A 23,793-nucleotide genomic window follows, 5' to 3' on the forward strand; every position below is an offset into this window, starting at 1 on the left:
GGCTCCTCGGGGCGGTCCTTGGCCAGGACACAGGATTCTGGGGGCCGGGCGGTCATCGGTGTCGATCGTAGGCTGTCCGTCATGTCCTCTGGTCGCCTGTTGCTCGGCGCCACCCCGCTGGGCCAGCCGTCGGATGCGTCACCACGCCTGGCGGCCGCGTTGGCCACCGCCGATGTGGTGGCGGCCGAGGACACCCGGCGGGTGCGGAAATTGGCCAAGGCTCTTGACATCCGGATTGGTGGACGGGTGGTCAGCCTGTTCGACCGGGTGGAGGCGTTGCGCGTGACGGCCCTTCTCGACGCGATCAATAACGGTGCGACGGTGCTGGTGGTCAGTGACGCCGGGACCCCGGTGATCAGCGATCCCGGCTATCGGCTGGTCGCGGCGTGCATCGACGCGGGGGTTTCGGTGACGTGTTTACCCGGGCCGTCCGCGGTGACCACCGCGCTGGTGATGTCCGGTCTGCCGGCGGAGAAGTTCTGCTTCGAGGGTTTCGCCCCGCGCAAGGGTGCGGCGCGCCGGGCCTGGCTGGCCGAACTGGCCGAGGAGCGGCGCACCTGTGTTTTCTTCGAATCCCCGCGCCGGTTGGCTGCGTGCCTTAACGATGCCGTCGAGCAGCTCGGTGGTGCCCGTCCGGCGGCGATCTGCCGGGAGCTGACCAAGGTGCATGAGGAAGTGGTGCGCGGATCGCTTGACGAGTTGGCGATCTGGGCGGCCGGTGGTGTGCTCGGCGAGATCACCGTGGTGGTGGCGGGCGCCGCCCCCCACGCCGAACTGTCGTCGCTGATAGCCCAAGTGGAGGAGTTCGTCGCGGCGGGTATTCGTGTCAAGGACGCCTGCAGCGAGGTAGCGGCGGCACATCCGGGGGTGCGCACCCGCCAGCTTTACGACGCGGTGCTGCAATCACGGCGGGAAACCGGCGGGCCAGCGCAGCCGTAGTCGGTCAGGTTAGGGGATACACACCCCGATGGGACCGAATCCGGGTGTGCACAGACGCGACGGGAGCGCCGGCAGCGGAGGCGGTCCCGGCAGTGGGGGAGGTGCCGGCAATGCGGGCACGGCCGGTAACGGCGGCAGACCCGCTGGCAGTGCCGGCAGGCCGGCCGCCAGCGCCGGCAGCGCCGCAGCCAGCGCCGCAGGATCCACGCCTGGCAGCGCCGGGAGGCCCGGCGGTAGACCACCTGCCGCCAGCGCCGGCAGCGCCGCAGCCAGCGTCGCCGGATCCACCCCCGCCAGACCAGCCGGCAGACCAGCGGCCGCCAGCATCGGCAGACCACCTGCCACCAGCGCCGTCAGCTCCGCCGGCGACATCCCCGCCAGACCCGGCAAACTCGTCGGCAGACCGGCCGCGGCCGCCATCGCCATCAGGTCGGTCGGCGACACACCTGGCAGACTCGGAAAACCCACGCCTGGCAGGCCGGCGGCCGCCGCCATCGCGAGCAGACTCGCCGGCGTCACGCCCGGCAGGGCGGGCAGCCCCACAGCCGGCAGAGCGGCCGCCGCCGATTGCGCCCCGGGCAGCAGCAGGGAGGCCACCGTGCTGGCTGTTCCGCGGGCCGTCGGCAGGATGCCGGAAGACTCCAGCGCGTTAACCGCAAGCACGAGATAGGTGACGGCCACCGCGCTCGCGGTCACCACCCCCGCCGCCGTGCCTCCCACACCCAGGACACCGTTCACGACCGCGGCAGCGGTGTTCACCCCGGTGATTGGGTCGGGTACGCCGGGGATGCCGATGCCCGGGATGCCGATGCCCGGGATGCCGATGCCCGGGATGCCGACGCCAGGTACGCTCGGCGCGGCCAGGTTCGGCAGGGCCGGTGGGGGAGGCAGGGCCGGGCCGGCCGCACCGGGAATGTTGGGTAGGCCGGGAACGGCTGGCGGGCCCACCCTGGGCACGGCGGCAGCCGCCGGTACACCCGGCCGCGGAACCAATCCCGGCGCGATCGTGTCGGCGACCGGCTCGAACGGCGCCGGCACCGCGTGCTCCGCTGCGGCCGGCCCCGATGGTGTCGCGGTGTCGGGCATCAGGACCGCAGCCAGCCGATCGCACTGCTGGCCGGCGCTGCAGGTGCCGCCCGCGACCCGCTCCGGGGTGGACAACGTCAACGGTGCCACCGCCAGCGTTCCCCCTATCGCGGCAGCAGCCGCGGTGCCCACGATCGCGAGTCTCATTACAAACCCCTCTCGAACTCGACACGAGATAGACACGCGTCGATGGCCCGAGCTTAGGCGCACCCGGCACACCATGTGGGCGTTATGCCAATTTCCGCCGCCCGCTGGGCTACCGCACTTTGCTGGCTAACCGAGCCGGGGTGGTGCGCGTGGCGGCCGGCAGCCCGACGATGGGAGCGGCTTTGTGCAGGCACTCCGCCCATTCGGCGTCCGGATCGGAGTCGGCGGTGATCCCGCCGCCAACGCCCAGCACGGCGTTGCCTGCGGTATCGAATTCGACGGTGCGGATTGCGACGTTGAGCTCGCATCCGGCGACCGGTGACGCCAAACCGACTGTGCCGCAATATATCCCGCGGCGATATCGCTCCCATTGTGAAATCAATTGGCGAGCCCGCAGTTTAGGTGTGCCGGTGACCGAGGCCGGCGGGAAGGCGGCGTCGAGCAGCGCTGACATCGGTTCCTCGAGCGGAACCCGCGCCGACACCGTGGACACCAGGTGCCACACTCCCGGCGCTGGTCGCACCACCAACAGCTCGGGCACCGTCACGGTACCGGTAACCGCTACCCGGCCGAGGTCGTTGCGGACCAGATCCACGATCATGATGTTCTCGGCCACCTCTTTGGCCGATGCCCGCAGCGCCGACGGCGGGGCGTCCAGCGGCAGCGTGCCCTTGATCGGGCTCGATGTCACCACGGACCCGCGGCGGCGCAGGAATAGCTCCGGGGATAGCGATGCGACGGCTCCCCACGGTCCGGCGACAAAGGCGGACCGGGACGGAGCGGTACGACCGAACCCGTCGATGAAGAAGTCCAGCGGGGATCCGGTGACCGTCCCGGCGAATTGGGTGCACACGCACGCTTGATAGACCTCGCCCGCGCCGATAGCTTCCAGACACGCCAGTACCCCGTCGCGGTGCGCTGCCCGGTCGGCCGGTTCCCAGTCGATCCGGCATGCCGGTGCCGGTCTGGCGACCGATGCCCGAGTGGTCGCCAACGCGCTGGCCAGCCAGTCCGCTATCGGCGCACCGGACAGGCTCTCATACCACCACTGGCCGTCGCGGTCGCGGCGCAGCACGCAATCGGTCCAGCCGCCGGCGGCCTCGGGGATCCGGTGGGGTCGCCCGTCGGCGCCGGCGTCCGGGTAGGACAGGTAGCCGACCCAGCCGCCGCCCACCGCCCCGGTGGCATCGGGCCCGCCGGTGCCCGGCGGGCCCGAGAACACGTCGTCGCCGCTGACCGGTTGTATAGACACACTCGGTGCGATCACCGCCAGCGCACCGAACCATTCGCCGGTCAGCGCCGCCGGTGGTGGCAAGTCGAGTCGACTGGTGGCGCGGCCGACCGCCCGCAGCACCGCAGGCGCTCCGCCAAGATCGCCGAGTCGGTCGATTCGCACCGTTCTAGCTTGACAGAACTGTGGATTTTCGCAGCGCAAGTGGCTGCGTGGGGATTTCGTCCGCGTGCTAAGCTCCCACGCTAAGTTCAATCCGTGACCGGCTCCGGTCTCCGTCCCGGGGGGTGTTGCTGTGCGAGCAGCCAATGCCAATGCCGTTTCTCGCTGACCGCGAGACGTTGACGCTCGGTGTGATCTTGAAGTAGCGATGGTTTTAAGAAGTAGGAAAAGCACGCTCGGCGTTGTCGTGTGCTTAGCGCTGGTGCTCGGTGGGCCGCTCAACGGTTGCAGCAGCAGCGCGAGCCACCGCGGTCCACTGAACGCAATGGGAAGTCCGGCCATACCGTCGACGGCGCAGGAGATACCCAACCCGTTGCGCGGTCAGTACGAAGACCTCATGGAACCGCTGTTTCCGCAGGGGAACCCCGCGCAGCAACGCTATCCGCCTTGGCCCGCGTCCTACGACGCGAGTTTGCGAGTCTCCTGGCGGCAGCTGCAGCCTACGGATCCGCGCACTCTGCCCCCGGATGCTCCGGACGACCGCAAGTACGACTTCAGCGTGATCGACAACGCGTTGACCAGGCTCGCCGACCGCGGCATGCGGCTGACGCTGCGGGTGTACGCCTACAGCTCGTGCTGCAAGGCTTCCTATCCGGACGGCACTAACATCGCGATTCCCGACTGGGAGCGCGCTATCGCCAGCACCAACACCAGTTATCCAGGGCCGGCGACCGATCCCTCGACCGGGGTGGTGCAGGTGGTGCCGAATTTCAACGATTCGACCTATCTTAACGATTTTGCGCAGTTGCTCGCCGCGCTTGGTCGCCGCTACGACGGTGACGAGCGCCTCAGCGTGTTCGAGTTCTCCGGGTACGGGGACTTCAGCGAAAATCACGTCGCATACCTGCGCGACACGCTCGGTGCGCCGGGTCCGGGCCCGGATGAAAGCGTGGCGACCCTGGGCTATTACAGCCAGTTCCGTGATCAGAACATCACCACCGCGTCCATCAAACAGCTAATCGCGGCGAACGTCAGCGCCTTCCCGCATACCCAACTGGTGACCAGTCCCGCTAATCCGGAAATCGTGCGAGAACTGTTCGCCGACGAGGTCACCAACAAGCTTGCCGCGCCGGTGGGTGTCCGCTCGGATTGCCTGGGCGTCGACGCGCCGTTGCCGGCCTGGGCCGAGTCCAGCACTTCGCACTATGTGCAGACCAAAGACCCGGTGGTCGCCGCGCTGCGGCAGCGGCTGGCAACGGCGCCGGTGATCACCGAGTGGTGCGAGTTGCCGACCGGCAGTTCGCCGCGGGCTTACTACGAGAAGGGCCTGCGCGACGTCATCAGGTATCACGTGTCGATGACGTCGAGCGTTAACTTCCCCGACCAGACGGCGACCTCGCCGATGGACCCCGCGTTGTACCTGGTGTGGGCGCAAGCTAACGCCGCCGCAGGCTATCGGTACTCGGTCGAAGCGCAGCCGGGGTCGCAAGCGCTAGCGGGCAAGGTCGCGACGATCTCGGTCACCTGGACCAACTACGGCGCTGCTGCCGCCACCGAAAAGTGGGTGCCCGGCTACCGGCTGGTGGATTCCACCGGACAGGTGGTTCGGACGCTGCCGGCAGCGGTGGACCTGAAGACGCTGGTCTCCGACCAGCGCGGCGATCGCAGCAGCGACCAGCCGACACCGGCGTCGGTCGCCGAGACGGTTCGCGTTGATCTGTCCGGCTTGCCCGCGGGCCACTACACGCTGCGGGCCGCGATCGACTGGCAACAGCACAAACCGAACGGCTCCCATGTGGTGAACTATCCGCCCATGCTGTTGTCCCGCGACGGCCGCGACGATTCCGGGTTTTATCCCGTCGCCACGCTCGACATCCCACGCGACGCGCAGACCGCGGTCAACGCTTCGTAGGTGGCTTTCCCGTCGCTGCGGTCCGCTCACTTGCCTTCGGGTGGTTGCGGCGGCTGGTAGCGGGGAAATACCCCGGTGGGCGGCGGCAGCGCTGTGCCGGGGGTCAGCCGAACACCTACGGCGGCGAACGACCGCTGGTTTGGGGCCTGGCCGAGCAGGTCCAAAATTTTGCCGGCCGACTCCGGCATCACCGGCTGGATCAGCAGTGCCGCGATGCGGACTACCTCGCAGGTGACGTAGAGCGTGGTGCGGAACCGGGCCTGATCGGCTTCGGACTCGCTCTTGCGCAGTACCCACGGCTGCTGCACCGAAAAGTACTTGTTCGCGTCGCCGAGCATCAGCCAGATCGCCTCCAGCGCCAGGTGCATCGCCTGTGCGTCGAAGTGACCGCGCACTCGCTCCAACAAGCCATCGGCGGTCGCAAGCAGCGCGGCGTCGGCGTCGGCGAACTCACCCGGGTTGGGCACCCTGCCGTCAAGGTTTTTGGCCACCATCGACAACGAGCGTTGGGCCAAGTTGCCGAGCTCGTTGGCCAGATCGGTGTTGATCCGAGTGACGATGGCCTCGTCGCTGTAACTGCCGTCCTGGCCGAACGGGACCTCCCGCAACAGGAAGTAGCGGACCTGGTCCACCCCGAGCGCTTCCGCCAGGGCAACCGGGTCGACGATGTTGCCCACCGATTTACTCATCTTCTCGCCGCGGTTGTGCAAGAACCCGTGCGCGAAGATCCTTCGCGGCAACTCGATTCCGGCTGACATCAAAAACGCCGGCCAATAGACGGCATGAAACCTGATGATGTCCTTGCCGATCATGTGCAAATCGGCGGGCCAGTAGCGGCGGAACAACTCCGAGTCGGTATCCGGGAAGCCCGCCCCGGTCAGGTAATTGGTCAGCGCGTCGACCCAGACGTACATGACGTGGTCGGGGTGCTCGGGCACCTGCACACCCCAGTCAAACGAGGTGCGCGAGATCGACAGGTCGTCCAGGCCGCCGGAGACGAAGCTGATCACTTCGTTGCGCCGCGTCTCCGGCGCGATGAAGTCGGGGTTGGCGTGATAGTGGGCCAGCAGCTTGTCGGTATAGGCCGACAGCCGGAAGAAGTAGGTCTGCTCCTCGGTCCAGGTCACCGGCGTGCCGGTCTCTACCGTCAGGCGCGTGCCGTCGACAAGTTGGGTCTCCGATTCGACGAAGAACCGCTCGTCGCGCACCGAGTACCACCCGGAATAGTTGTCCAGATAGATGTCGCCGGCCGCCGACATCCGTCGCCAGAGTTCCTTGGACGCCTCGTGGTGGTCGGCATCGGTAGTGCGGATGAATCGGTCGAAGGAGATGTTCAGCGCCTCCTGCATGCGCTGAAACACGTCGGAATTGCGCCGGGCAAGCGCCGCGGTGGGCACGCCCGCTGCCGCGGCGGCTTGTGCGACCTTCAGGCCATGCTCGTCGGTCCCGGTCAGGAAGCGCACGTCATAGCGATCCAGCCGTTTGAACCGGGCGATCGCGTCGGTGGCGATGTATTCGTAGGCGTGACCTACGTGGGGTGCAGCGTTGGGATATGCGATCGCGGTGGTGACGTAATAGGGCTTCATTTCGACACCACCCTATTGTGTGCGGGTGAGCTCCGACCGCCCAGCCAGACGAGATCCACCGCCCGCTCCGGAACCCCTGGCGCCGTTGGTCGACGCCCACACCCATCTCGACGCGTGCGGTGCACGAGACGCCGATACGGTGCGGTCGCTCGTCGAGCGAGCCGCCGCGGCCGGCGTGACCGCGGTGGTCACCGTCGCCGACGACCTGGAGTCCGCGCGCTGGGTCACCCGCGCGGCCGAATGGGATCGGCGAGTCTATGCCGCGGTGGCGTTGCACCCGACCCGCGCCGATGCGCTCACCGACGCTGCCCGTGCCGAGCTCGAGCGATTGGTTGCCCACCCCAGGGTGGTGGCCGTCGGTGAGACCGGAATCGACATGTACTGGCCGGGTCGCCTGGACGGGTGTGCGGAGCCGCACGTCCAGCGGGAGGCCTTTGCCTGGCATATCGATCTGGCCAAGCGGACCGGTAAACCGCTGATGATCCACAATCGTCAGGCCGACCGCGACGTGCTGGACGTGCTGCGGGCCGAGGGCGCGCCGGACACCGTGATCTTGCACTGCTTCTCGTCGGACGCGGCGATGGCCCGCACGTGTGTGGACGCCGGGTGGCTGCTCAGCCTGTCCGGGACGGTGAGCTTCCGTACCGCCCGTGAACTACGGGAAGCCGTCCCGCTGATGCCGGTGGAGCAGCTTTTGGTGGAAACCGATGCACCGTATTTGACCCCGCATCCCCACCGGGGCTTGGCGAACGAACCGTACTGCCTGCCCTATACCGTGCGGGCGCTGGCTGAACTGGTCAATCGGCGCCCCGAAGAGGTGGCGCTCATCACCACAAGCAACGCTCGCCGAGCTTATGGGCTAGGGTGGATGCGCCAATGAGCGCGCCGAGCGGCCCATAACACCCGCGCGCCGGAGTTGCTCAACATTGGCCGGTTCGTTACCGTCTTGTGATCGAACGGGTGGGGCCTCTAGGTTTCGGAGGGCCCATTTTGCTTTTTGTTCGCTGTGTAGGTGGTTGAGTGTTGCCGAGGTCGGGGATATAGCGCGTTGACTCTACTTACCAAACTTCATCAGACCCAATCACCGATGTTGCGCCTGGTAGTCGGTGCGCTGCTGCTGGTGTTGGCGTTCGCCGGTGGCTATGCGGTCGCCGCATGCAAAACGGTGACGTTGACCGTCGACGGAACCGCGATGCGGGTGACCACGATGAAATCGCGGGTGATCGACATCGTCGAAGAGAACGGGTTCTCAGTCGACGACCGCGACGACCTGTATCCCGCGGCCGGCGTGCAGGTCCATGACGCCGACACCATCGTGCTGCGGCGTAGCCGTCCGCTGCAGATCTCGCTGGATGGTCACGACGCTAAGCAGGTGTGGACGACCGCGTCGACGGTGGACGAGGCGCTGGCCCAACTCGCGATGACCGACACGGCGCCGGCCGCGGCTTCTCGCGCCAGCCGCGTCCCGCTGTCCGGGATGGCGCTACCGGTCGTCAGCGCCAAGACGGTGCAGCTCAACGACGGCGGGTTGGTGCGCACGGTGCACTTGCCGGCCCCCAATGTCGCGGGGCTGCTGAGTGCGGCCGGCGTGCCGCTGTTGCAAAGCGACCACGTGGTGCCCGCCGCGACGGCCCCGATCGTCGAAGGCATGCAGATCCAGGTGACCCGCAATCGGATCAAGAAGGTCACCGAGCGGCTGCCGCTGCCGCCGAACGCGCGTCGTGTCGAGGACCCGGAGATGAACATGAGCCGGGAGGTCGTCGAAGACCCGGGGGTTCCGGGGACCCAGGATGTGACGTTCGCGGTAGCTGAGGTCAACGGCGTCGAGACCGGCCGTTTGCCCGTCGCCAACGTCGTGGTGACCCCGGCCCACGAAGCCGTGGTGCGGGTGGGCACCAAGCCCGGTACCGAGGTGCCCCCGGTGATCGACGGAAGCATCTGGGACGCGATCGCCGGCTGTGAGGCCGGTGGCAACTGGGCGATCAACACCGGCAACGGGTATTACGGTGGTGTGCAGTTTGACCAGGGCACCTGGGAGGCCAACGGCGGGCTGCGGTATGCACCCCGCGCTGACCTCGCCACCCGCGAAGAGCAGATCGCCGTTGCCGAGGTGACCCGACTGCGTCAAGGTTGGGGCGCCTGGCCGGTATGTGCTGCACGAGCGGGTGCGCGCTGACCATCCGGCTGCTCGGGCGCACTGAGATCAGGCGGCTGGCCAAAGAGCTCGACTTTCGGCCGCGCAAATCTCTCGGACAGAACTTCGTGCACGACGCCAACACGGTGCGACGGGTGGTTGCCGCCTCCGGGGTCAGCCGTTCCGACCTGGTTTTGGAGGTCGGGCCGGGCCTGGGATCGCTGACCCTGGCACTGCTCGACCGCGGCGCGACCGTCACCGCGGTCGAGATCGATCCACTACTGGCTTCTCGGCTGCAACAGACCGTGGCGGAGCACTCGCACAGCGAGGTTCACCGACTAACGGTGGTCAATCGCGACGTCCTGGCCCTGCGCCGGGAGGATCTAGCCGCGGCGCCGACCGCGGTGGTTGCCAATCTGCCGTACAACGTAGCGGTACCGGCGTTGTTGCATCTGCTTGTCGAGTTCCCGTCGATCCGTGTCGTGACGGTGATGGTGCAGGCCGAGGTCGCCGAACGGCTCGCCGCCGAGCCGGGCAGCAAAGAGTACGGCGTGCCCAGCGTTAAGCTGCGCTTCTTCGGGCGGGTTCGCCGCTGCGGCATGGTGTCGCCGACCGTTTTCTGGCCCATTCCGCGTGTCTATTCCGGGCTGGTACGCATCGATCGATATGAGACCTCGCCCTGGCCCACCGACGACGCTTTTCGACGGCGGGTATTCGAACTCGTGGACATCGCATTCGCGCAGCGGCGCAAGACTTCTCGCAACGCGTTTGTGCAGTGGGCGGGCTCGGGAAGCGAGTCGGCGAATCGATTGTTGGCGGCCAGCATCGACCCCGCCCGTCGCGGTGAGACGCTGTCCATCGACGACTTCGTGCGGCTGCTGCGACGGTCCGGCGGCTCCGACGAGGCCACCAGCACCGGCCGGGACGCCAGGGCGCCGGACATTTCGGGGCACGCGTCGGCGAGCTGACGGGGCGCCGCCGCGTGTGGTCGGCGCGTCACAGCGATAGTCTGCTGCGGTGTCCGCATCTGACGGCAACACCGCTGAATTGTGGGTGCCCACCGGGTCGGTCACCGTTCGGGTGCCCGGAAAGGTCAACCTCTATCTGGCGGTCGGCGATCGCCGCGAGGACGGCTATCACGAGCTGACCACGGTATTTCATGCCGTCTCGCTGGTCGACGAGGTAACCGTTCGTAACGCTGATGTGCTCTCGCTCGAGTTGGTCGGCGAGGGGGCCGACCAGCTGCCGACCGACGAACGCAATCTCGCCTGGCAGGCGGCCGAGCTGATGGCCGAACACGTGGGCCGGGCGCCGGACGTCTCGATCATGATCGACAAATCCATTCCGGTCGCCGGCGGCATGGCCGGTGGCAGCGCGGACGCTGCGGCGGTCCTGGTTGCGATGAACTCGTTGTGGGAACTCAATGTGCCCCGCCGCGACCTGCGCATGCTCGCCGCGCGGCTAGGCAGCGATGTGCCGTTTGCCCTGCATGGTGGTACCGCGCTGGGGACGGGTCGCGGCGAGGAGTTGGCCACCGTGTTATCCCGCAACACCTTCCACTGGGTCCTGGCGTTCGCCGACAGCGGGTTGCTCACCTCCGCGGTGTACAACGAGCTCGACCGGCTCAGGGAGGTGGGGGATCCGCCCCGGCTTGGTGAGCCCGGGCCGGTTCTGGCTGCCTTAGCTGCGGGTGATCCGGATCAGCTGGCGCCGTTGCTGGGTAATGAAATGCAAGCGGCCGCGGTGAGCCTGGACCCGGCGCTGGCTCGTGCGTTACGCGCCGGTGTGGAGGCCGGCGCGCTCGCAGGCATCGTGTCCGGTTCGGGTCCCACGTGTGCCTTCCTGTGCACCTCGGCGAGCTCGGCGATCGATGTCGGCGCGCAGCTGTCGGGGGCGGGAGTTTGTCGCACCGTTCGAGTCGCCACCGGGCCGGTACCCGGCGCCCGCGTGGTGTCTGCGCCGACCGAAGTGTGACCGAATTCTTGGGAGCATGCCTCGGGCGGCCAGGGGTATCCGCGCGTGCCGAGGCCGGTGGGTCGATCGGCTGGCGCACCAGCATGCCAGCGGTAGGGCCGCAGGCATCCGCCCTCGCGAGGTCGGTGGCGCGCATCAAAGCCAGGCGCAAAAGCCATACCATGATGCGACAGAGCCGCTCGGCGAGAGCCTCCGCTACCGGCCAGCTCACGGCGATAGCTGCATCAACGGCCATCGAGACAACCCGTCGGCACGGGAATCCTCGCAGTTCACCGCGGGGAGTACGGCAAAGGCTGTGACCAAGCTGTGACATCGCCCTCAAACCTCGGCAGAGTTTGGCAGCTACTTAAGAGTTGCTTAAGATAATCCGCGGTGTTGGGTCGTGGGCTCATCACCGAACCGAGACCCAACCGCTCCCCAACTGTGTGCGCGCGCCTGTCGCGATGTGGCATCCGGTAGGCGGACCATGAAAACCCGGACCTTGGGGACAGCACCGGAACCGAGGAGGTTGCCTTGAGCAGGTTCACCGAGAAGATGTTCCACAATGCCCGCACCGCGACGACGGGCATGGTCACAGGTGAACCGCACATGCCCGTCCGCCACACCTGGGGCGAGGTCCATGAGCGTGCTCGTTGCATCGCGGGCGGCCTGGCCGCCGCGGGTGTCGGTCTTGGTGACGTTGTTGGGGTGCTGGCCGGCTTCCCGGTGGAGATCGCCCCCACGGCGCAGGCCCTGTGGATGCGCGGGGCCAGCCTGACCATGCTGCACCAGCCCACACCGCGCACCGACTTGGCCGTGTGGGCCGAGGACACCATGACCGTCATCGGCATGATCGAGGCCAAGGCCGTGATCGTCTCCGAGCCCTTCCTCGTGGCCATTCCCATCCTTGAGCAGAAAGGCATGCAGGTCCTTACCGTCGCTGACCTTTTGGCGTCGGATCCGATCGGCCCCATCGAGGTCGGCGAGGACGACCTGGCGTTGATGCAGCTGACGTCCGGATCTACCGGCTCCCCTAAAGCCGTCCAGATCACCCACCGCAACATCTACTCCAACGCCGAGGCAATGTTCGTCGGCGCCCAGTATGACGTCGACAAGGACGTCATGGTCAGCTGGTTGCCCTGCTTCCATGACATGGGCATGGTGGGCTTCTTGACTATCCCGATGTTCTTCGGTGCGGAGCTGGTCAAGGTCACGCCAATGGACTTCCTGCGCGACACGCTGCTGTGGGCGAAGCTCATCGACAAGTACCAGGGCACCATGACCGCGGCGCCCAACTTCGCCTACGCGCTGCTCGCCAAGCGGTTGCGGCGCCAGGCCAAGCCCGGCGACTTCGATCTGTCGACCCTACGCTTCGCGCTGTCCGGCGCCGAGCCCGTCGAACCCGCCGACGTCGAGGACCTGCTCGACGCGGGCAAGCCGTTCGGCCTGAGGCCCTCAGCGATCCTGCCGGCCTACGGCATGGCCGAGACCACGCTGGCGGTGTCCTTCTCGGAGTGCAACGCCGGCCTCGTCGTGGACGAGGTTGACGCCGACCTGCTGGCGGCTCTGCGCCGGGCCGTTCCCGCCACCAAAGGCAATACCCGCAGGCTGGCCACGCTAGGTCCGCTGCTGCAGGACCTAGAGGCCCGCATCATCGACGAACAGGGCGATGTCATGCCCGCCCGCGGCGTGGGTGTCATCGAGCTGCGCGGCGAGTCGCTAACTCCCGGCTACCTGACTATGGGTGGCTTCATCCCGGCCCAAGACGAGCATGGCTGGTACGACACGGGCGACCTCGGCTACCTCACCGAGGAGGGCCACGTGGTGGTATGTGGCCGCGTCAAGGATGTCATCATCATGGCCGGGCGCAATATTTACCCGACCGACATCGAGCGGGCGGCCGGCCGCGTCGACGGCGTTCGTCCGGGTTGCGCGGTGGCCGTGCGTCTCGATGCCGGACATTCGCGCGAATCCTTTGCCGTCGCGGTCGAGTCGAACGCCTTCGAGGATCCCGCCGAGGTTCGTCGCATCGAGCATCAAGTGGCCCACGAGGTGGTTGCCGAGGTCGACGTGCGGCCTCGCAACGTCGTGGTTCTTGGACCCGGGACCATTCCGAAGACGCCGTCGGGCAAGCTGCGTCGGGCCAACTCCGTCACCCTGGTCACCTAAGGCCGCCGAGCAGACGCAAAATCCCCTCGACACGCCGGTTGCGAGGGGATTTTGCGTCTGCTCACGCGGGTCGTTACCAGGCGTGGACGCGGTTTTGTGCGGGCTCCATGCCCTGTTCGATAAGCAGCTCGGTGGCATCGGCGGCCTGCTCGCAGATCGTGGGGACCTCGGCGCGCTCGGCCGGGGTAAAGTTCTCCAACACAAACGCCGCCGGGTCCTTGCGGCCGGGCGGGCGGCCGATCCCGATACGCACCCGCTGAAAGTCTTTGGTACCCAGCGCGGCCACCACCGAGCGCAACCCGTTGTGGCCGCCTTCGCCGCCGCCGATCTTGAGCCGGATGCGGCCGAACTCGAGGTCAAGGTCGTCGTGGATGACGATGATGTTGGCCGGCGCCACCGAGTAGAACTTCGCCAGCGGCCCTATCTGGCGGCCGGACTCGTTCATGTAGCAGCGCGGCTTGGCCAAAACCAGGGAGCGCCCGGCTGATCTACCAGTGGCGACTTCGGCGCCGGAACGCTTGTGTGCCTTGAACTTCGCGCCTAGTCGCGCGGCGAGCAGATCGGCGACCACGAACCCGAGGTTGTGCCGGGTACGGGCGTAATTGGCTCCAGGGTTGCCGAGGCCGACCACGAGCAACGGCTCGGCCATGTCGCAAGCCGTCTACTCGGACTCGCCAGCGGCCTCGGCTTCGCCGGCTTCTACCGCGGCTTCCTCGGCTTCCTCGGCTCCTGCGACTTCGCCCTCCAGCTCCTCGGCGGTTGGCGCCTTCACCACGTTGACCACCAACAGATCAGGGTCAGAAATCAGGCTGACACCGGCCGGCAGCGCGATCTGCCCGGCGGTGAGCTGGGTGCCTGGTTCGGCACCTTCGATGGACACGGTCAACTGCTCGGGAATCGACAGCGCCTCGGCCTCGATCTCGATGCTGTTGGTCTCTTGGGTGACCAGGGTGTCGGGTCCGGCCTGGCCCTCGACGACCACGCTGACTTCGACGACGACCTTCTCGCCACGGCGCACGACCAGTAGGTCGGCATGCTGGATGGTGCGGCGGATCGGATGGATATGAAGTGCCTTGGTCAGTGCCAGCTGTTCCTTACCGGCGATGTCGAGGGTCAACACCGCGTTGGTGCCGGAATGCCGCAGTACGGCCGCATAGTCGTGTCCGGGCAGCTCCAGGTGCTGTGGCTCGGCGCCGTGGCCATACAGCACAGCGGGTATCTTGCCGGCGCGCCGGGCCCGCCGGGACGCGCCCTTGCCGGTCTCGGTACGCACCGTGACGCGCAGCTGGTTGCTTGCGGATTTGGCCATATGTCGCTCCTGGGTGGCTCGGTTACCTCGTTTGGGGGCACGGCCAGGGTCGCGACAGCTTGTCGGCCTCCGTCGATAACGGTGTTCTGCCGGCCTGCTGTAGACCGCCGACCACCCTCGCCGTGACGCCCGGCTAGGCTAACCCATGGCTACTGCATTGGGGAAATTCGATCCTTGTGAGCTGCTCGGATAGCTGTGCCCCAACCGTGCGGACAATTACTTTGCCGCGACGACGAATCCGGCGATGATCGCCTCGATGTCGGAAGCGTGCTTGACGGCCTCGTTGGCCAGACTCGTGATGGTGAGCTGCACCAGGTAGCGCTGCTTGGCCGGCGGTGCGCCGGTTGGGAAGACGATCCGGTTCCAGGTGTGCAGTCGCCTGCCGTGCAGGTCATAACTGCCCTGAATCATCGAGGACGGAAACCCGTTGAAGTCTGCCGTCGAGGAGTCCAATTCGGTGAAGTTCGTCGACAGCCGGGCATCGGCAGTGCCATGCTTGAGCGCTTCGGCGATATCGAAGTCCCGGTGCAGCTTGAACACCATGAGCATGGCCGTTGGATAGCTTTCGCCCTTGGCGATCATCTCCGTGTTCGGGGTGATGTTCGGATTTTTCATCGGTGCCCAGCCCGGTGGTGTCGGAATCGACACGGTCAGGTCGGTCAGGCTGCTCGGTGCCACCGGCTCTCCGGTGACGCCGACGCTTTCCAGATACTTCCACAGCGGGACCGGCACTTCCGTCGTGGTCGAGACGGCGCTGGTGGTTGGGCTCGTGGACAAAATCGACTGGAAGTCAGGCGATTTCGGTCCGCAAGCGACCGCTGACATTGCCAGCGTGGCTACCGCGACCGCGACCGCCAAGGGTCTCACAGAATCTTGCGGACAGCGTCGACCGGCCAAGCCCGCCGGATGCCCTCAAGGATGACGGCTGCCATCTATGCGTCCCCGTCGAAAAGTCCTGTTACTGAGCCGTTTTCGAAGACCGCCCGGATTGTGCTGGCCAGCAGCGGCGCGATGGACAAAACGGTGAGCTGGGGGAAGCGCTTGTCTTCGCCGATCGGGAGCGTGTTCGTGACGATCACTTCGCGGGCGCCGCAGGAGGCCAGCCGCTGCGCAGCGGGGTCGGAGAGCACGCCGTGGGTTGCCGCGATGATCACGTCACCGGCGCCGTCGTTGTGCAGCAATGCCACCGCGCCGGCGATGGTGCCGCCGGTGTCGATCATGTCGTCAATCAGGACACAGGTGCGCCCGGCCACGTCGCCGACGACGCGGTTGGACACCACTTGGTTGGGTACCCGCGGATCACGGGTCTTGTGGATGAAGGCGAGGGGAACACCACCTAATGCGTCGGCCCACTTCTCGGCGATGCGTACCCGGCCGGAGTCAGGGGAGACGACCACCATGTTGCCGTCCGGGTAGTTGTCTCTGATGTAACCGGTCAGCAGGTTCTGACCGCGCATATGATCGACCGGCCCGTCGAAGAAACCCTGGATCTGGTCGGTGTGCAGGTCGACCGTCACGATCCGGTCGGCGCCCGCGGTCTTGAGCAGGTCGGCGATCAGTCGCGCGGAGATCGGTTCGCGGCCACGGTGTTTCTTGTCTTGCCGGGCATACGGATAGAACGGCATGACGGCGGTGATCCGTTTGGCGCTGCCCCGTTTGAGCGCGTCGATCATGATCAGCTGTTCCATCAGCCACCTGTTCACCGGTGCCGGGCAGGATTGCAGGACGAAGGCGTCGCAACCGCGTACCGATTCGTGGAAGCGCACGAAGATCTCGCCGTTGGCGAACTCCCGCGCGTCCTGAGAGGTGACGTGGACGTCGAGCTCTTTGGCTACCTGCTCGGCCAGCTCCGGATGGGCGCGGCCGGCAAAGAGCATCAGGTTTTTGCGATTATCGGTCCAGTCGTGGCTCAACGCGCTGCCCTCGCCGTTTGGGATCGAATTGGATTACCCATGGTACGTAGCGCACCGCCCGGATTTGTCGCCGGGTAGCCGGGATGCGACTTCACGGTGTCTGATCAGCGTCGGGTGGTTGTGTGGGCTGTTGGCAGGCCATTTCTGAGGCTCTTTTTGAGGCCTGAGCCGCTGGGCTGCCGGGGCGTTTGCGCTGCACCCAGTTCTCGATGTTGCGTTGCGGACCCGCCGACACTGCCAGCGCCCCCGGCGGGACATCCTCCCGCACCACTGTGCCGGCCCCGGTATACGCGCCGTCGCCGATGGTTACTGGGGCCACGAACATGGTGTCGGACCCGGTCCGTACGTGCGAACCGACGGTGGTGCGCCGTTTGGACGTACCGTCGTAGTTGACGAACACGCTGGAGGCGCCGATGTTGCTGTACTCGCCGATGTCGGCGTCGCCGACGTAGGTCAGGTGCGGCACCTTGGTGCCGGTGCCGATGGTGGAGTTCTTGACCTCGACGAACGCGCCCAGCTTGCCGTCGGCGCCCAACGCGGTTCCGGGCCGCAGGTAGGTGAAGGGCCCGACCGCGGCGCCATCCCCAATCGACGACGACGAACCGTGGGTGCGCACCACCGAGGCACCGTCGCCGACGGCGACGTCGGTCAGGGTGGTGTCGGGACCGACGACACAGCGACCGCCGATCTGGGTGCGGCCCAGCAACTGGGTACCCGGGTGAATGACGGTGTCGCGGCCGATGGTGACGTCGACGTCGATCCAGGTGGTAGCCGGGTCGACGACGGTGACGCCGGCCAGCTGGTGAGCGGCCACCACCCGCCGGTTGAGTTCGGAGGCCAGCTCGGCCAGCTGGACGCGATTGTTGACGCCGGCCACCAACGCGCTGTCGTCGACGTGGCTGGCATGTACGGTCTGGCCGTCGGAGCGCAAGATGGCGATGACGTCGGTGAGGTAGAGCTCCTGTTGGGCGTTGTTGGAGCTCAGCCGGCTCAGTGCGGACCGCAGCGCGGCGATGTCGAAGGCGTAGACGCCGGCGTTGACTTCGCGGATTTCCCGCTGCGATGGTGTCGCGTCGGTTTGCTCCACGATCGCCATGACTTCGTGATCCTGGGTGCGCAGGATGCGGCCGTAGCCGAAGGGATCATCCAGCGTCGTGGTCAGCACCGTCACCGCAGCCGACACCGCGCGGTGGGTGGCGATCAAGTCGGCCAGCGTGTCGGCGTCCAGCAGCGGGGTATCTCCCGAGGTGACCACGACGTTGCCGGCGTAGTCATCGGGCAGCGCGGACAGCCCGCAGAGTACCGCATGCCCGGTCCCTAGCGGTCGATCCTGCAGGGCGACGTCGATCGTTCGGCCTAGGGTGTCGGCGAGTTCACCGACTAGCGGCGCGATGCGCTGGTGATCGTGTCCCAGCACCACGATTAGACGCTGCGGCGCCAGCTTGGCGATCGCATGCAGTACATGCGACAGCATGCTGCGACCGGCGAGTGTGTGCAGCACCTTGGGGGTGTCCGAACGCATCCGGGTCCCGGGCCCGGCCGCTAGGACCAGGACCGCGGTGTCACCAGGAAACGTCATCAACCCTCCTTGAAGCTCCGTCGCCAGGACTCGAACCTGAACTATCTGAACCAAAATCAGAGGTGCTGCCGATTACACCACGACGGATTGCACATCGATGTGACTTTAGACGGTGTCAACGCCGTCAGCACAGTCAACGCTGTCGCCGTCTACCCACCGGCCCCACGCAAACCGATACCCTTGTTGATGTGGCCGGACCGGATAAAGGGCCGGATAAGGCGCCGGAAAACCCGACGCGGGTGACGCGCGCCAGGATGACGGGGACCGAGCGCCGTCACCAGCTCATCGGCATCGCGCGATCGCTGTTTGCCGAACGCGGTTACGACGGGACGTCGATCGAAGAGATCGCGCAGCGCGCCAACGTATCCAAGCCGGTCGTCTACGAACATTTCGGTGGCAAGGAGGGCCTGTACGCGGTGGTGGTCGATCGGGAGATGTCGGCGCTGCTGGACGGAATCACCTCGTCGCTGACCAACAACCGATCCCGGGTGCGGGTGGAGCGGGTCGCGCTGGCGTTGCTGACCTACGTCGAGGAACGCACCGACGGCTTCCGCATCATGATTCGCGACTCGCCGGCCTCGATCAGCTCGGGCACCTATTCCAGCCTGCTCAACGACGCCGTCAGCCAGGTCAGCTCGATTCTGGCTGGAGACTTCGCCCGGCGCGGCCTGGACCCGGACCTGGCACCGCTGTATGCGCAAGCATTGGTGGGTTCGGTGTCGATGACGGCGCAATGGTGGCTCGATGCGCGCGAACCGAAGAAGGAAGTGGTGGCCGCGCACCTGGTCAACCTGGTCTGGAATGGCCTGACCCACCTGGAGGCCGATCCGCGGCTACAGGACGAGTAGCGGGCGGGGAAGCCGGGCCCAATGTTGACTAACCTCGGCGCCCTAGAATGGCCGCATCATGACCGCACCGGGGCCTGCCTGCTCAGATACCCCGATCGCGGGGCTCGTCGAATTGGCGCTGAGCGCGCCGACATTCCAACAGCTCATGCAGCGCGCCGGGGGTCGACCCGACGAATTGACGCTCATCGCGCCGGCCAGCGCGCGGCTGTTGGTCGCCAGTGCGCTGGCTCGGCAGGGGCCATTGCTGGTGGTCACCGCCACCGGGCGGGAAGCCGACGACCTGGCCGCCGAACTGCGTGGTGTGTTCGGGGATGCGGTGGCGTTGTTGCCGTCCTGGGAGACACTGCCGCACGAACGGCTCTCACCCGGTGTTGACACCGTCGGCACTCGCCTGATGGCGCTGCGCCGGCTGGCCCACCCCGACGATGCCCAGCTGGGCCCACCGCTGGGGGTAGTGGTGACCTCGGTGCGCTCGCTGCTGCAGCCCATGACGCCGCAGCTGGGCATGATGGAGCCCCTCACGCTGACCGTTGGCGACGAATCCCCCTTCGACGGCGTGGTGGCGCGGCTGGTCGAGCTGGCATATACCCGGGTGGATATGGTCGGCCGGCGCGGCGAGTTCGCTGTGCGCGGCGGGATTCTGGACATCTTTGCCCCGACGGCCGAACATCCGGTGCGGGTCGAGTTCTGGGGCGACGAGATCACCGAGATGCGGATGTTCTCGGTAGCCGACCAGCGCTCGATTCCGGAGATCGACATTCACACACTGGTTGCCTTCGCCTGCCGTGAACTGCTGCTGAGCGAGGACGTGCGGGCGCGGGCCGCCCAACTGGCCGCACGGCATCCCGCGGCCGAGAGCACCGTCACCGGCAGTGCTTCCGACATGCTGGCGAAGCTCGCCGAGGGCATCGCGGTCGACGGCATGGAGGCGGTGTTGCCGGTGCTCTGGTCCGACGGGCACGCGTTGCTGACCGATCAGCTGCCCGACGGCACGCCGGTGTTGGTGTGCGACCCGGAAAAGGTGCGCACCCGCGCCGCGGATCTGATCAGGACTGGCCGTGAATTCCTGGAAGCCTCGTGGTCGGTCGCGGCGCTGGGAACTGCAGAAAATCAAGCCCCCGTCGACGTCGAACAACTGGGTGGGTCGGGGTTCGTCGAACTGGACCAGGTGCGGGCCGCGGCGGCCCGAACGGGTCATCCGTGGTGGACGTTGAGCCAATTGTCCGACGAGTCGGCGATCGAGTTGGACGTTCGGGCCGCGCCGTCGGCGCGCGGGCACCAGCGTGACATCGACGAAATCTTCGCGATGCTACGTGCCCACATCGCGACCGGCGGGTACGCCGCGCTGGTCGCGCCGGGCACCGGAACCGCACACCGCGTGGTGGAACGGCTGTCCGAGTCCGACACCCCCGCGGGGATGCTCGATCCCGGCCAGGCGCCCAAGCCGGGAGTCGTCGGGGTGCTCCAGGGCCCGCTGCGTGACGGCGTCATCATTCCCGGCGCCAACCTGGTCGTCATCACCGAGACCGATTTGACCGGCAGCCGGGTCAGCGCCGCCGAGGGCAAGCGGCTGGCGGCCAAGCGGCGCAACATCGTCGACCCGCTGGCGCTGACGGCCGGTGACCTGGTGGTGCACGATCAGCACGGCATCGGCCGGTTCGTGGAGATGGTCGAGCGCACGGTCGGGGGCGCCCGCCGGGAGTATCTGGTGCTGGAGTATGCCTCGGCCAAGAGGGGTGGCGGGGCGAAAAATACTGACAAGCTCTATGTCCCGATGGATTCGCTGGACCAGCTGTCGCGGTATGTCGGCGGGCAGGCGCCGGCGCTGAGCCGGCTGGGCGGCAGCGACTGGGCCAACACCAAGACCAAGGCGCGCCGCGCGGTGCGCGAGATCGCGGGCGAGCTGGTCTCGCTGTACGCCAAACGGCAGGCCAGCCCCGGGCATGCGTTCTCGCCGGACACGCCGTGGCAGGCCGAGCTGGAGGACGCGTTCGGCTTCACCGAGACCGTGGACCAGCTCACCGCCATCGAAGAGGTCAAGGCGGACATGGAAAAGCCGATCCCGATGGACCGGGTGATCTGCGGCGATGTCGGCTACGGCAAGACCGAGATCGCGGTGCGGGCGGCGTTCAAGGCGGTCCAAGACGGTAAACAGGTCGCGGTGCTGGTGCCCACCACGCTGCTGGCCGACCAGCATCTGCAGACGTTCGGCGAGCGAATGTCCGGATTCCCGGTGACCATCAAGGGTCTGTCGCGGTTCACCGACGCCGCCGAGTCCCGCGCCGTGATCGACGGCCTGGCCGACGGGTCGGTGGACATCGTGATCGGCACCCATCGGCTGCTGCAGACCGGGGTGCGCTGGAAGGATCTGGGCCTGGTGGTGGTCGACGAGGAGCAGCGGTTCGGCGTCGAGCACAAGGAGCACATCAAGTCACTGCGCACCCATGTCGACGTGCTGACCATGAGCGCCACCCCGATCCCGCGCACGTTGGAGATGAGCCTGGCCGGGATTCGCGAGATGTCGACCATCCTGACGCCGCCCGAGGAGCGCTACCCGGTGCTGACCTACGTCGGACCGCACGACGACAAGCAGATCGCCGCGGCGCTGCGCCGGGAGCTGCTGCGCGACGGGCAGGCGTTCTACGTGCACAACCGGGTCAGCTCGATCGACGCGGCCGCCGCCCGGGTGCGTGAGCTGGTGCCCGAGGCGCGGGTGGTGGTCGCGCACGGGCAGATGCCCGAGGACCTGTTGGAGACCACCGTGCAACGGTTCTGGAACCGCGAGCATGACATCCTGGTTTGCACCACCATCGTGGAGACCGGCCTGGACATCTCCAACGCCAACACTTTGATCGTCGAGCGCGCCGATACCTTCGGGCTGTCCCAGCTGCACCAGCTGCGTGGCCGGGTGGGCCGCAGCCGGGAGCGCGGCTACGCCTATTTCCTCTATCCACCGCAGGTGCCGCTGACCGAGACCGCTTACGACCGGTTGGCGACGATCGCGCAGAACAATGAGCTGGGCGCGGGCATGGCCGTGGCGTTGAAGGACCTAGAGATCCGCGGTGCCGGCAACGTGCTCGGCATCGAGCAGTCCGGACACGTCGCCGGCGTCGGATTCGACCTGTACGTGCGGTTGGTCGGCGAGGCCCTGGAGACGTACCGGGACGCGTACCGGGCGGCCGCCGACGGCCAAACCGTGAGGACCGCCGAAGAACCCAAGGATGTGCGAATCGACCTGCCCGTTGACGCGCACCTGCCACCGGACTACATCGCCAGTGATCGGCTGCGGCTGGAGGGCTACCGGCGGCTGGCGGCCGCCTCCTCTGATCGCGAAGTGGCGGCCGTTGTGGACGAGCTAACCGATCGGTATGGGGCCCTGCCGGAGCCGGCCCGGCGGCTGGCGGCGGTGGCACGGCTGCGGCTGCTGTGCCGTGGCTCCGGCATCACCGACGTGACGGCGGCGTCGGCAGCGACCGTGCGGCTGTCCCCGTTGACGCTGCCGGACTCCGCCCAGGTGCGGCTGAAGCGAATGTATCCCGGAGCGCACTACCGTGCCACGACGGCCACCGTGCAGGTTCCCATTCCGCGAGCCGGTGGCCTCGGCGCGCCGCGAATCCGCGACGTCGAGCTGGTTCAGATGGTGGCCGATTTGATAACCGCGCTCGCTGGGAAACCGCGCCAGCATATTGGTATAACGAACCCTAGCCCGCCAGGCGAAGACGGCCGTGGTCGCAACACGACGATTAAGGAGCGACAACCGTGATGATTGTCGTCCTGGTCGACCCCCGGCGTCCGACACTGGTGCCTGTTGAAGCGATCGAGTTCCTGCGCGGCGAGGTGCAATACACCGAGGAAATGCCGGTCGCGGTGCCCTGGTCGCTACCAGCGGCTCGTTCGGCGCACGCCGGAAACGACGCGCCGGTGTTGCTGTCGTCTGACCCCAACCATCCTGCTGTCATTACTCGACTGGCCGCCGGTGCCCGGCTGATCTCGGCACCGGATTCTCAGCGTGGCGAACGACTCGTCGACGCCGTCGCGATGATGGACAAGCTGCGCACCGCCGGACCGTGGGAAAGTGAGCAGACTCACGACTCGCTGCGCAGATACCTGCTGGAGGAGACCTACGAGCTGTTGGACGCGGTCCGCAGCGGCAGTGTTGACCAGCTGCGCGAAGAGCTTGGTGATCTCTTGCTGCAGGTCCTCTTTCACGCCCGGATCGCTGAGGATGCGTCGCAATCGCCGTTCACCATCGACGACGTCGCCGACACACTGATGCGAAAGCTCGGCAATCGGGCGCCAGGAGTACTTGCGGGCGAATCGATTTCGCTCGAAGATCAACTGGCGCAATGGGAGGCAGCCAAGGCCTCGGAAAAGGCGCGAAAGTCGGTAGCCGACGATGTCCATACGGGCCAGCCGGCATTAGCGCTGGCGCAGAAGGTTATTCAGCGTGCCCAAAAGGCTGGGCTGCCCGCTCACCTGATCCCCGATGAGATCACTTCTGTTTCGGTTTCAGCTGACGTAGATGCGGAAAACACGCTGCGCACTGCCGTTTTGGACTTTATTGACAGGCTGCGCTGTGCCGAGCGGGCAATTGCCGTCGCACGCCGGGGCAGCAACGTTGCCGAGCAGCTCGATGTGACGCCGCTGGGTGTGATCACCGAGCAGGAGTGGCTCGCGCATTGGCCAACTGCTGTCAACGATTCCCGCGGCGGGTCCAAGAAACGTAAAGGCATGCGATAACCGCCCCGAGTGCGACGGGGTAGTCAACAAACCCATGGGACGATGATCGTGACGGAAGCCGGTATAGGTGCCCTACGAGGGAGAG

General features: G+C 66.9%; 19 protein-coding genes and 1 tRNA gene. 11 read left to right on the plus strand and 9 right to left on the minus strand.

The window, feature by feature from the left end:
• Positions 1 to 81: 81 nt before the first annotated feature.
• The gene (locus Rv1003; RefSeq protein NP_215519.1) at positions 82 to 939 is read left to right on the plus strand and encodes an rRNA small subunit methyltransferase I; all 858 of its coding nucleotides are present in this window, start codon (positions 82 to 84) and stop codon (positions 937 to 939) included.
• Positions 940 to 948: 9 nt separating this feature from the next.
• Here the strand turns inward: Rv1003 and Rv1004c are convergent, their stop codons facing one another.
• The gene (locus tag Rv1004c; protein NP_215520.1) at positions 949 to 2,208 is read right to left on the minus strand and encodes a membrane protein; all 1,260 of its coding nucleotides are present in this window, start codon (positions 2,206 to 2,208) and stop codon (positions 949 to 951) included.
• A 73-nt stretch (positions 2,209 to 2,281) separates the two neighbouring features.
• On the minus strand, positions 2,282 to 3,658 hold the full coding sequence (locus Rv1005c) for a para-aminobenzoate synthase component I (RefSeq protein NP_215521.1): 1,377 nt from the start codon (positions 3,656 to 3,658) through the stop codon (positions 2,282 to 2,284).
• Positions 3,659 to 3,773: 115 nt separating this feature from the next.
• On the opposite strand from Rv1005c, the gene Rv1006 reads away from it, so the two are divergent.
• Positions 3,774 to 5,477: a hypothetical protein gene (locus tag Rv1006; RefSeq protein ID NP_215522.1), complete on the plus strand. Its 1,704-nt coding sequence runs from the start codon at positions 3,774 to 3,776 to the stop codon at positions 5,475 to 5,477.
• 26 nt (positions 5,478 to 5,503) lie between these two features.
• On the opposite strand, the gene metS is transcribed toward Rv1006, so the two are convergent.
• Positions 5,504 to 7,063, minus strand: a complete 1,560-nt coding sequence (gene metS, locus Rv1007c; RefSeq protein ID NP_215523.1) for a methionine--tRNA ligase — start codon at positions 7,061 to 7,063, stop codon at positions 5,504 to 5,506.
• An 85-nt stretch (positions 7,064 to 7,148) separates the two neighbouring features.
• On the opposite strand from metS, the gene tatD reads away from it, so the two are divergent.
• The 6 genes from tatD (at position 7,149) to pks16 (ending at position 13,319) form a co-directional block, all read left to right on the plus strand.
• Complete coding sequence (tatD, locus tag Rv1008) at positions 7,149 to 7,943, plus strand: deoxyribonuclease TatD (RefSeq protein NP_215524.1); 795 nt, start codon at positions 7,149 to 7,151, stop codon at positions 7,941 to 7,943.
• 207 nt (positions 7,944 to 8,150) lie between these two features.
• Positions 8,151 to 9,239, plus strand: coding sequence for a resuscitation-promoting factor RpfB (gene rpfB / locus Rv1009; protein NP_215525.1), 1,089 nt, complete (start codon positions 8,151 to 8,153; stop codon positions 9,237 to 9,239).
• Complete coding sequence (ksgA, locus tag Rv1010) at positions 9,212 to 10,165, plus strand: rRNA small subunit methyltransferase A (protein NP_215526.1); 954 nt, start codon at positions 9,212 to 9,214, stop codon at positions 10,163 to 10,165. The genes rpfB and ksgA overlap by 28 nt, the downstream gene beginning before the upstream one ends.
• Before the next feature lie 85 nt (positions 10,166 to 10,250).
• Positions 10,251 to 11,171: a 4-diphosphocytidyl-2C-methyl-D-erythritol kinase gene (gene ispE / locus Rv1011; protein ID NP_215527.1), complete on the plus strand. Its 921-nt coding sequence runs from the start codon at positions 10,251 to 10,253 to the stop codon at positions 11,169 to 11,171.
• 16 nt (positions 11,172 to 11,187) lie between these two features.
• Positions 11,188 to 11,481: a hypothetical protein gene (locus tag Rv1012; protein ID NP_215528.1), complete on the plus strand. Its 294-nt coding sequence runs from the start codon at positions 11,188 to 11,190 to the stop codon at positions 11,479 to 11,481.
• A 203-nt stretch (positions 11,482 to 11,684) separates the two neighbouring features.
• On the plus strand, positions 11,685 to 13,319 hold the full coding sequence (gene pks16 / locus Rv1013) for a polyketide synthase (protein NP_215529.1): 1,635 nt from the start codon (positions 11,685 to 11,687) through the stop codon (positions 13,317 to 13,319).
• 73 nt (positions 13,320 to 13,392) lie between these two features.
• Here the strand turns inward: pks16 and pth are convergent, their stop codons facing one another.
• The 6 genes from pth to glnT all read right to left on the minus strand — a co-directional run bounded on the left by pth (position 13,393) and on the right by glnT (position 18,207).
• Positions 13,393 to 13,968 (minus strand): peptidyl-tRNA hydrolase, encoded by a 576-nt coding sequence (gene pth, locus Rv1014c; RefSeq protein NP_215530.1) that lies wholly within the window; start codon positions 13,966 to 13,968, stop codon positions 13,393 to 13,395.
• A gap of 12 nt (positions 13,969 to 13,980) precedes the next feature.
• Complete coding sequence (gene rplY / locus Rv1015c; RefSeq protein NP_215531.1) at positions 13,981 to 14,628, minus strand: 50S ribosomal protein L25/general stress protein Ctc; 648 nt, start codon at positions 14,626 to 14,628, stop codon at positions 13,981 to 13,983.
• 216 nt (positions 14,629 to 14,844) lie between these two features.
• Positions 14,845 to 15,525 (minus strand): lipoprotein LpqT, encoded by a 681-nt coding sequence (gene lpqT, locus Rv1016c; protein ID NP_215532.1) that lies wholly within the window; start codon positions 15,523 to 15,525, stop codon positions 14,845 to 14,847.
• 35 nt (positions 15,526 to 15,560) lie between these two features.
• Positions 15,561 to 16,541 (minus strand): ribose-phosphate pyrophosphokinase, encoded by a 981-nt coding sequence (gene prsA, locus Rv1017c; RefSeq protein ID NP_215533.1) that lies wholly within the window; start codon positions 16,539 to 16,541, stop codon positions 15,561 to 15,563.
• Between the two features lie 91 nt (positions 16,542 to 16,632).
• Entirely contained in the window at positions 16,633 to 18,120 is a 1,488-nt protein-coding gene (glmU, locus tag Rv1018c; RefSeq protein NP_215534.1) for a bifunctional UDP-N-acetylglucosamine pyrophosphorylase/glucosamine-1-phosphate N-acetyltransferase, read from the minus strand.
• Between the two features lie 15 nt (positions 18,121 to 18,135).
• Positions 18,136 to 18,207: transfer RNA gene (gene glnT / locus Rvnt16), tRNA-Gln, on the minus strand.
• A 167-nt stretch (positions 18,208 to 18,374) separates the two neighbouring features.
• On the opposite strand from glnT, the gene Rv1019 reads away from it, so the two are divergent.
• The 3 genes from Rv1019 to Rv1021 are packed head-to-tail and all read left to right on the plus strand — an operon-like array spanning position 18,375 to position 23,708.
• A complete protein-coding gene (locus Rv1019) occupies positions 18,375 to 18,968 on the plus strand; it encodes a transcriptional regulator (protein ID NP_215535.1) in 594 nt (197 codons plus the stop codon).
• A gap of 58 nt (positions 18,969 to 19,026) precedes the next feature.
• On the plus strand, positions 19,027 to 22,731 hold the full coding sequence (gene mfd / locus Rv1020) for a transcription-repair coupling factor (RefSeq protein ID NP_215536.1): 3,705 nt from the start codon (positions 19,027 to 19,029) through the stop codon (positions 22,729 to 22,731).
• Positions 22,731 to 23,708 carry a nucleoside triphosphate pyrophosphohydrolase gene (locus Rv1021; RefSeq protein ID NP_215537.1) on the plus strand — a complete coding sequence of 326 codons (978 nt, stop codon included), beginning with the start codon at positions 22,731 to 22,733 and terminating at the stop codon, positions 23,706 to 23,708. The genes mfd and Rv1021 overlap by 1 nt, the downstream gene beginning before the upstream one ends.
• Positions 23,709 to 23,793 lie beyond the last annotated feature (85 nt).

This window comes from Mycobacterium tuberculosis H37Rv (assembly GCF_000195955.2).
Lineage (GTDB): Bacteria > Actinomycetota > Actinomycetes > Mycobacteriales > Mycobacteriaceae > Mycobacterium > Mycobacterium tuberculosis.

Coding starts and splice junctions, on each gene's coding strand:
- Rv1012 (NP_215528.1), top strand. CDS start 11,188: ATGCCTCGGGCGGCCAGGGGTATCCGCGCGTGCCGAGGCCGGTGGGTC.
- rpfB (NP_215525.1), top strand. CDS start 8,151: ATGTTGCGCCTGGTAGTCGGTGCGCTGCTGCTGGTGTTGGCGTTCGCC.
- mfd (NP_215536.1), top strand. CDS start 19,027: ATGACCGCACCGGGGCCTGCCTGCTCAGATACCCCGATCGCGGGGCTC.
- Rv1021 (NP_215537.1), top strand. CDS start 22,731: ATGATTGTCGTCCTGGTCGACCCCCGGCGTCCGACACTGGTGCCTGTT.
- metS (NP_215523.1), bottom strand. CDS start 7,063: ATGAAGCCCTATTACGTCACCACCGCGATCGCATATCCCAACGCTGCA.
- ksgA (NP_215526.1), top strand. CDS start 9,212: ATGTGCTGCACGAGCGGGTGCGCGCTGACCATCCGGCTGCTCGGGCGC.
- Rv1006 (NP_215522.1), top strand. CDS start 3,774: ATGGTTTTAAGAAGTAGGAAAAGCACGCTCGGCGTTGTCGTGTGCTTA.
- Rv1019 (NP_215535.1), top strand. CDS start 18,375: ATGACGGGGACCGAGCGCCGTCACCAGCTCATCGGCATCGCGCGATCG.
- Rv1003 (NP_215519.1), top strand. CDS start 82: ATGTCCTCTGGTCGCCTGTTGCTCGGCGCCACCCCGCTGGGCCAGCCG.
- glmU (NP_215534.1), bottom strand. CDS start 18,120: ATGACGTTTCCTGGTGACACCGCGGTCCTGGTCCTAGCGGCCGGGCCC.
- pth (NP_215530.1), bottom strand. CDS start 13,968: ATGGCCGAGCCGTTGCTCGTGGTCGGCCTCGGCAACCCTGGAGCCAAT.
- rplY (NP_215531.1), bottom strand. CDS start 14,628: ATGGCCAAATCCGCAAGCAACCAGCTGCGCGTCACGGTGCGTACCGAG.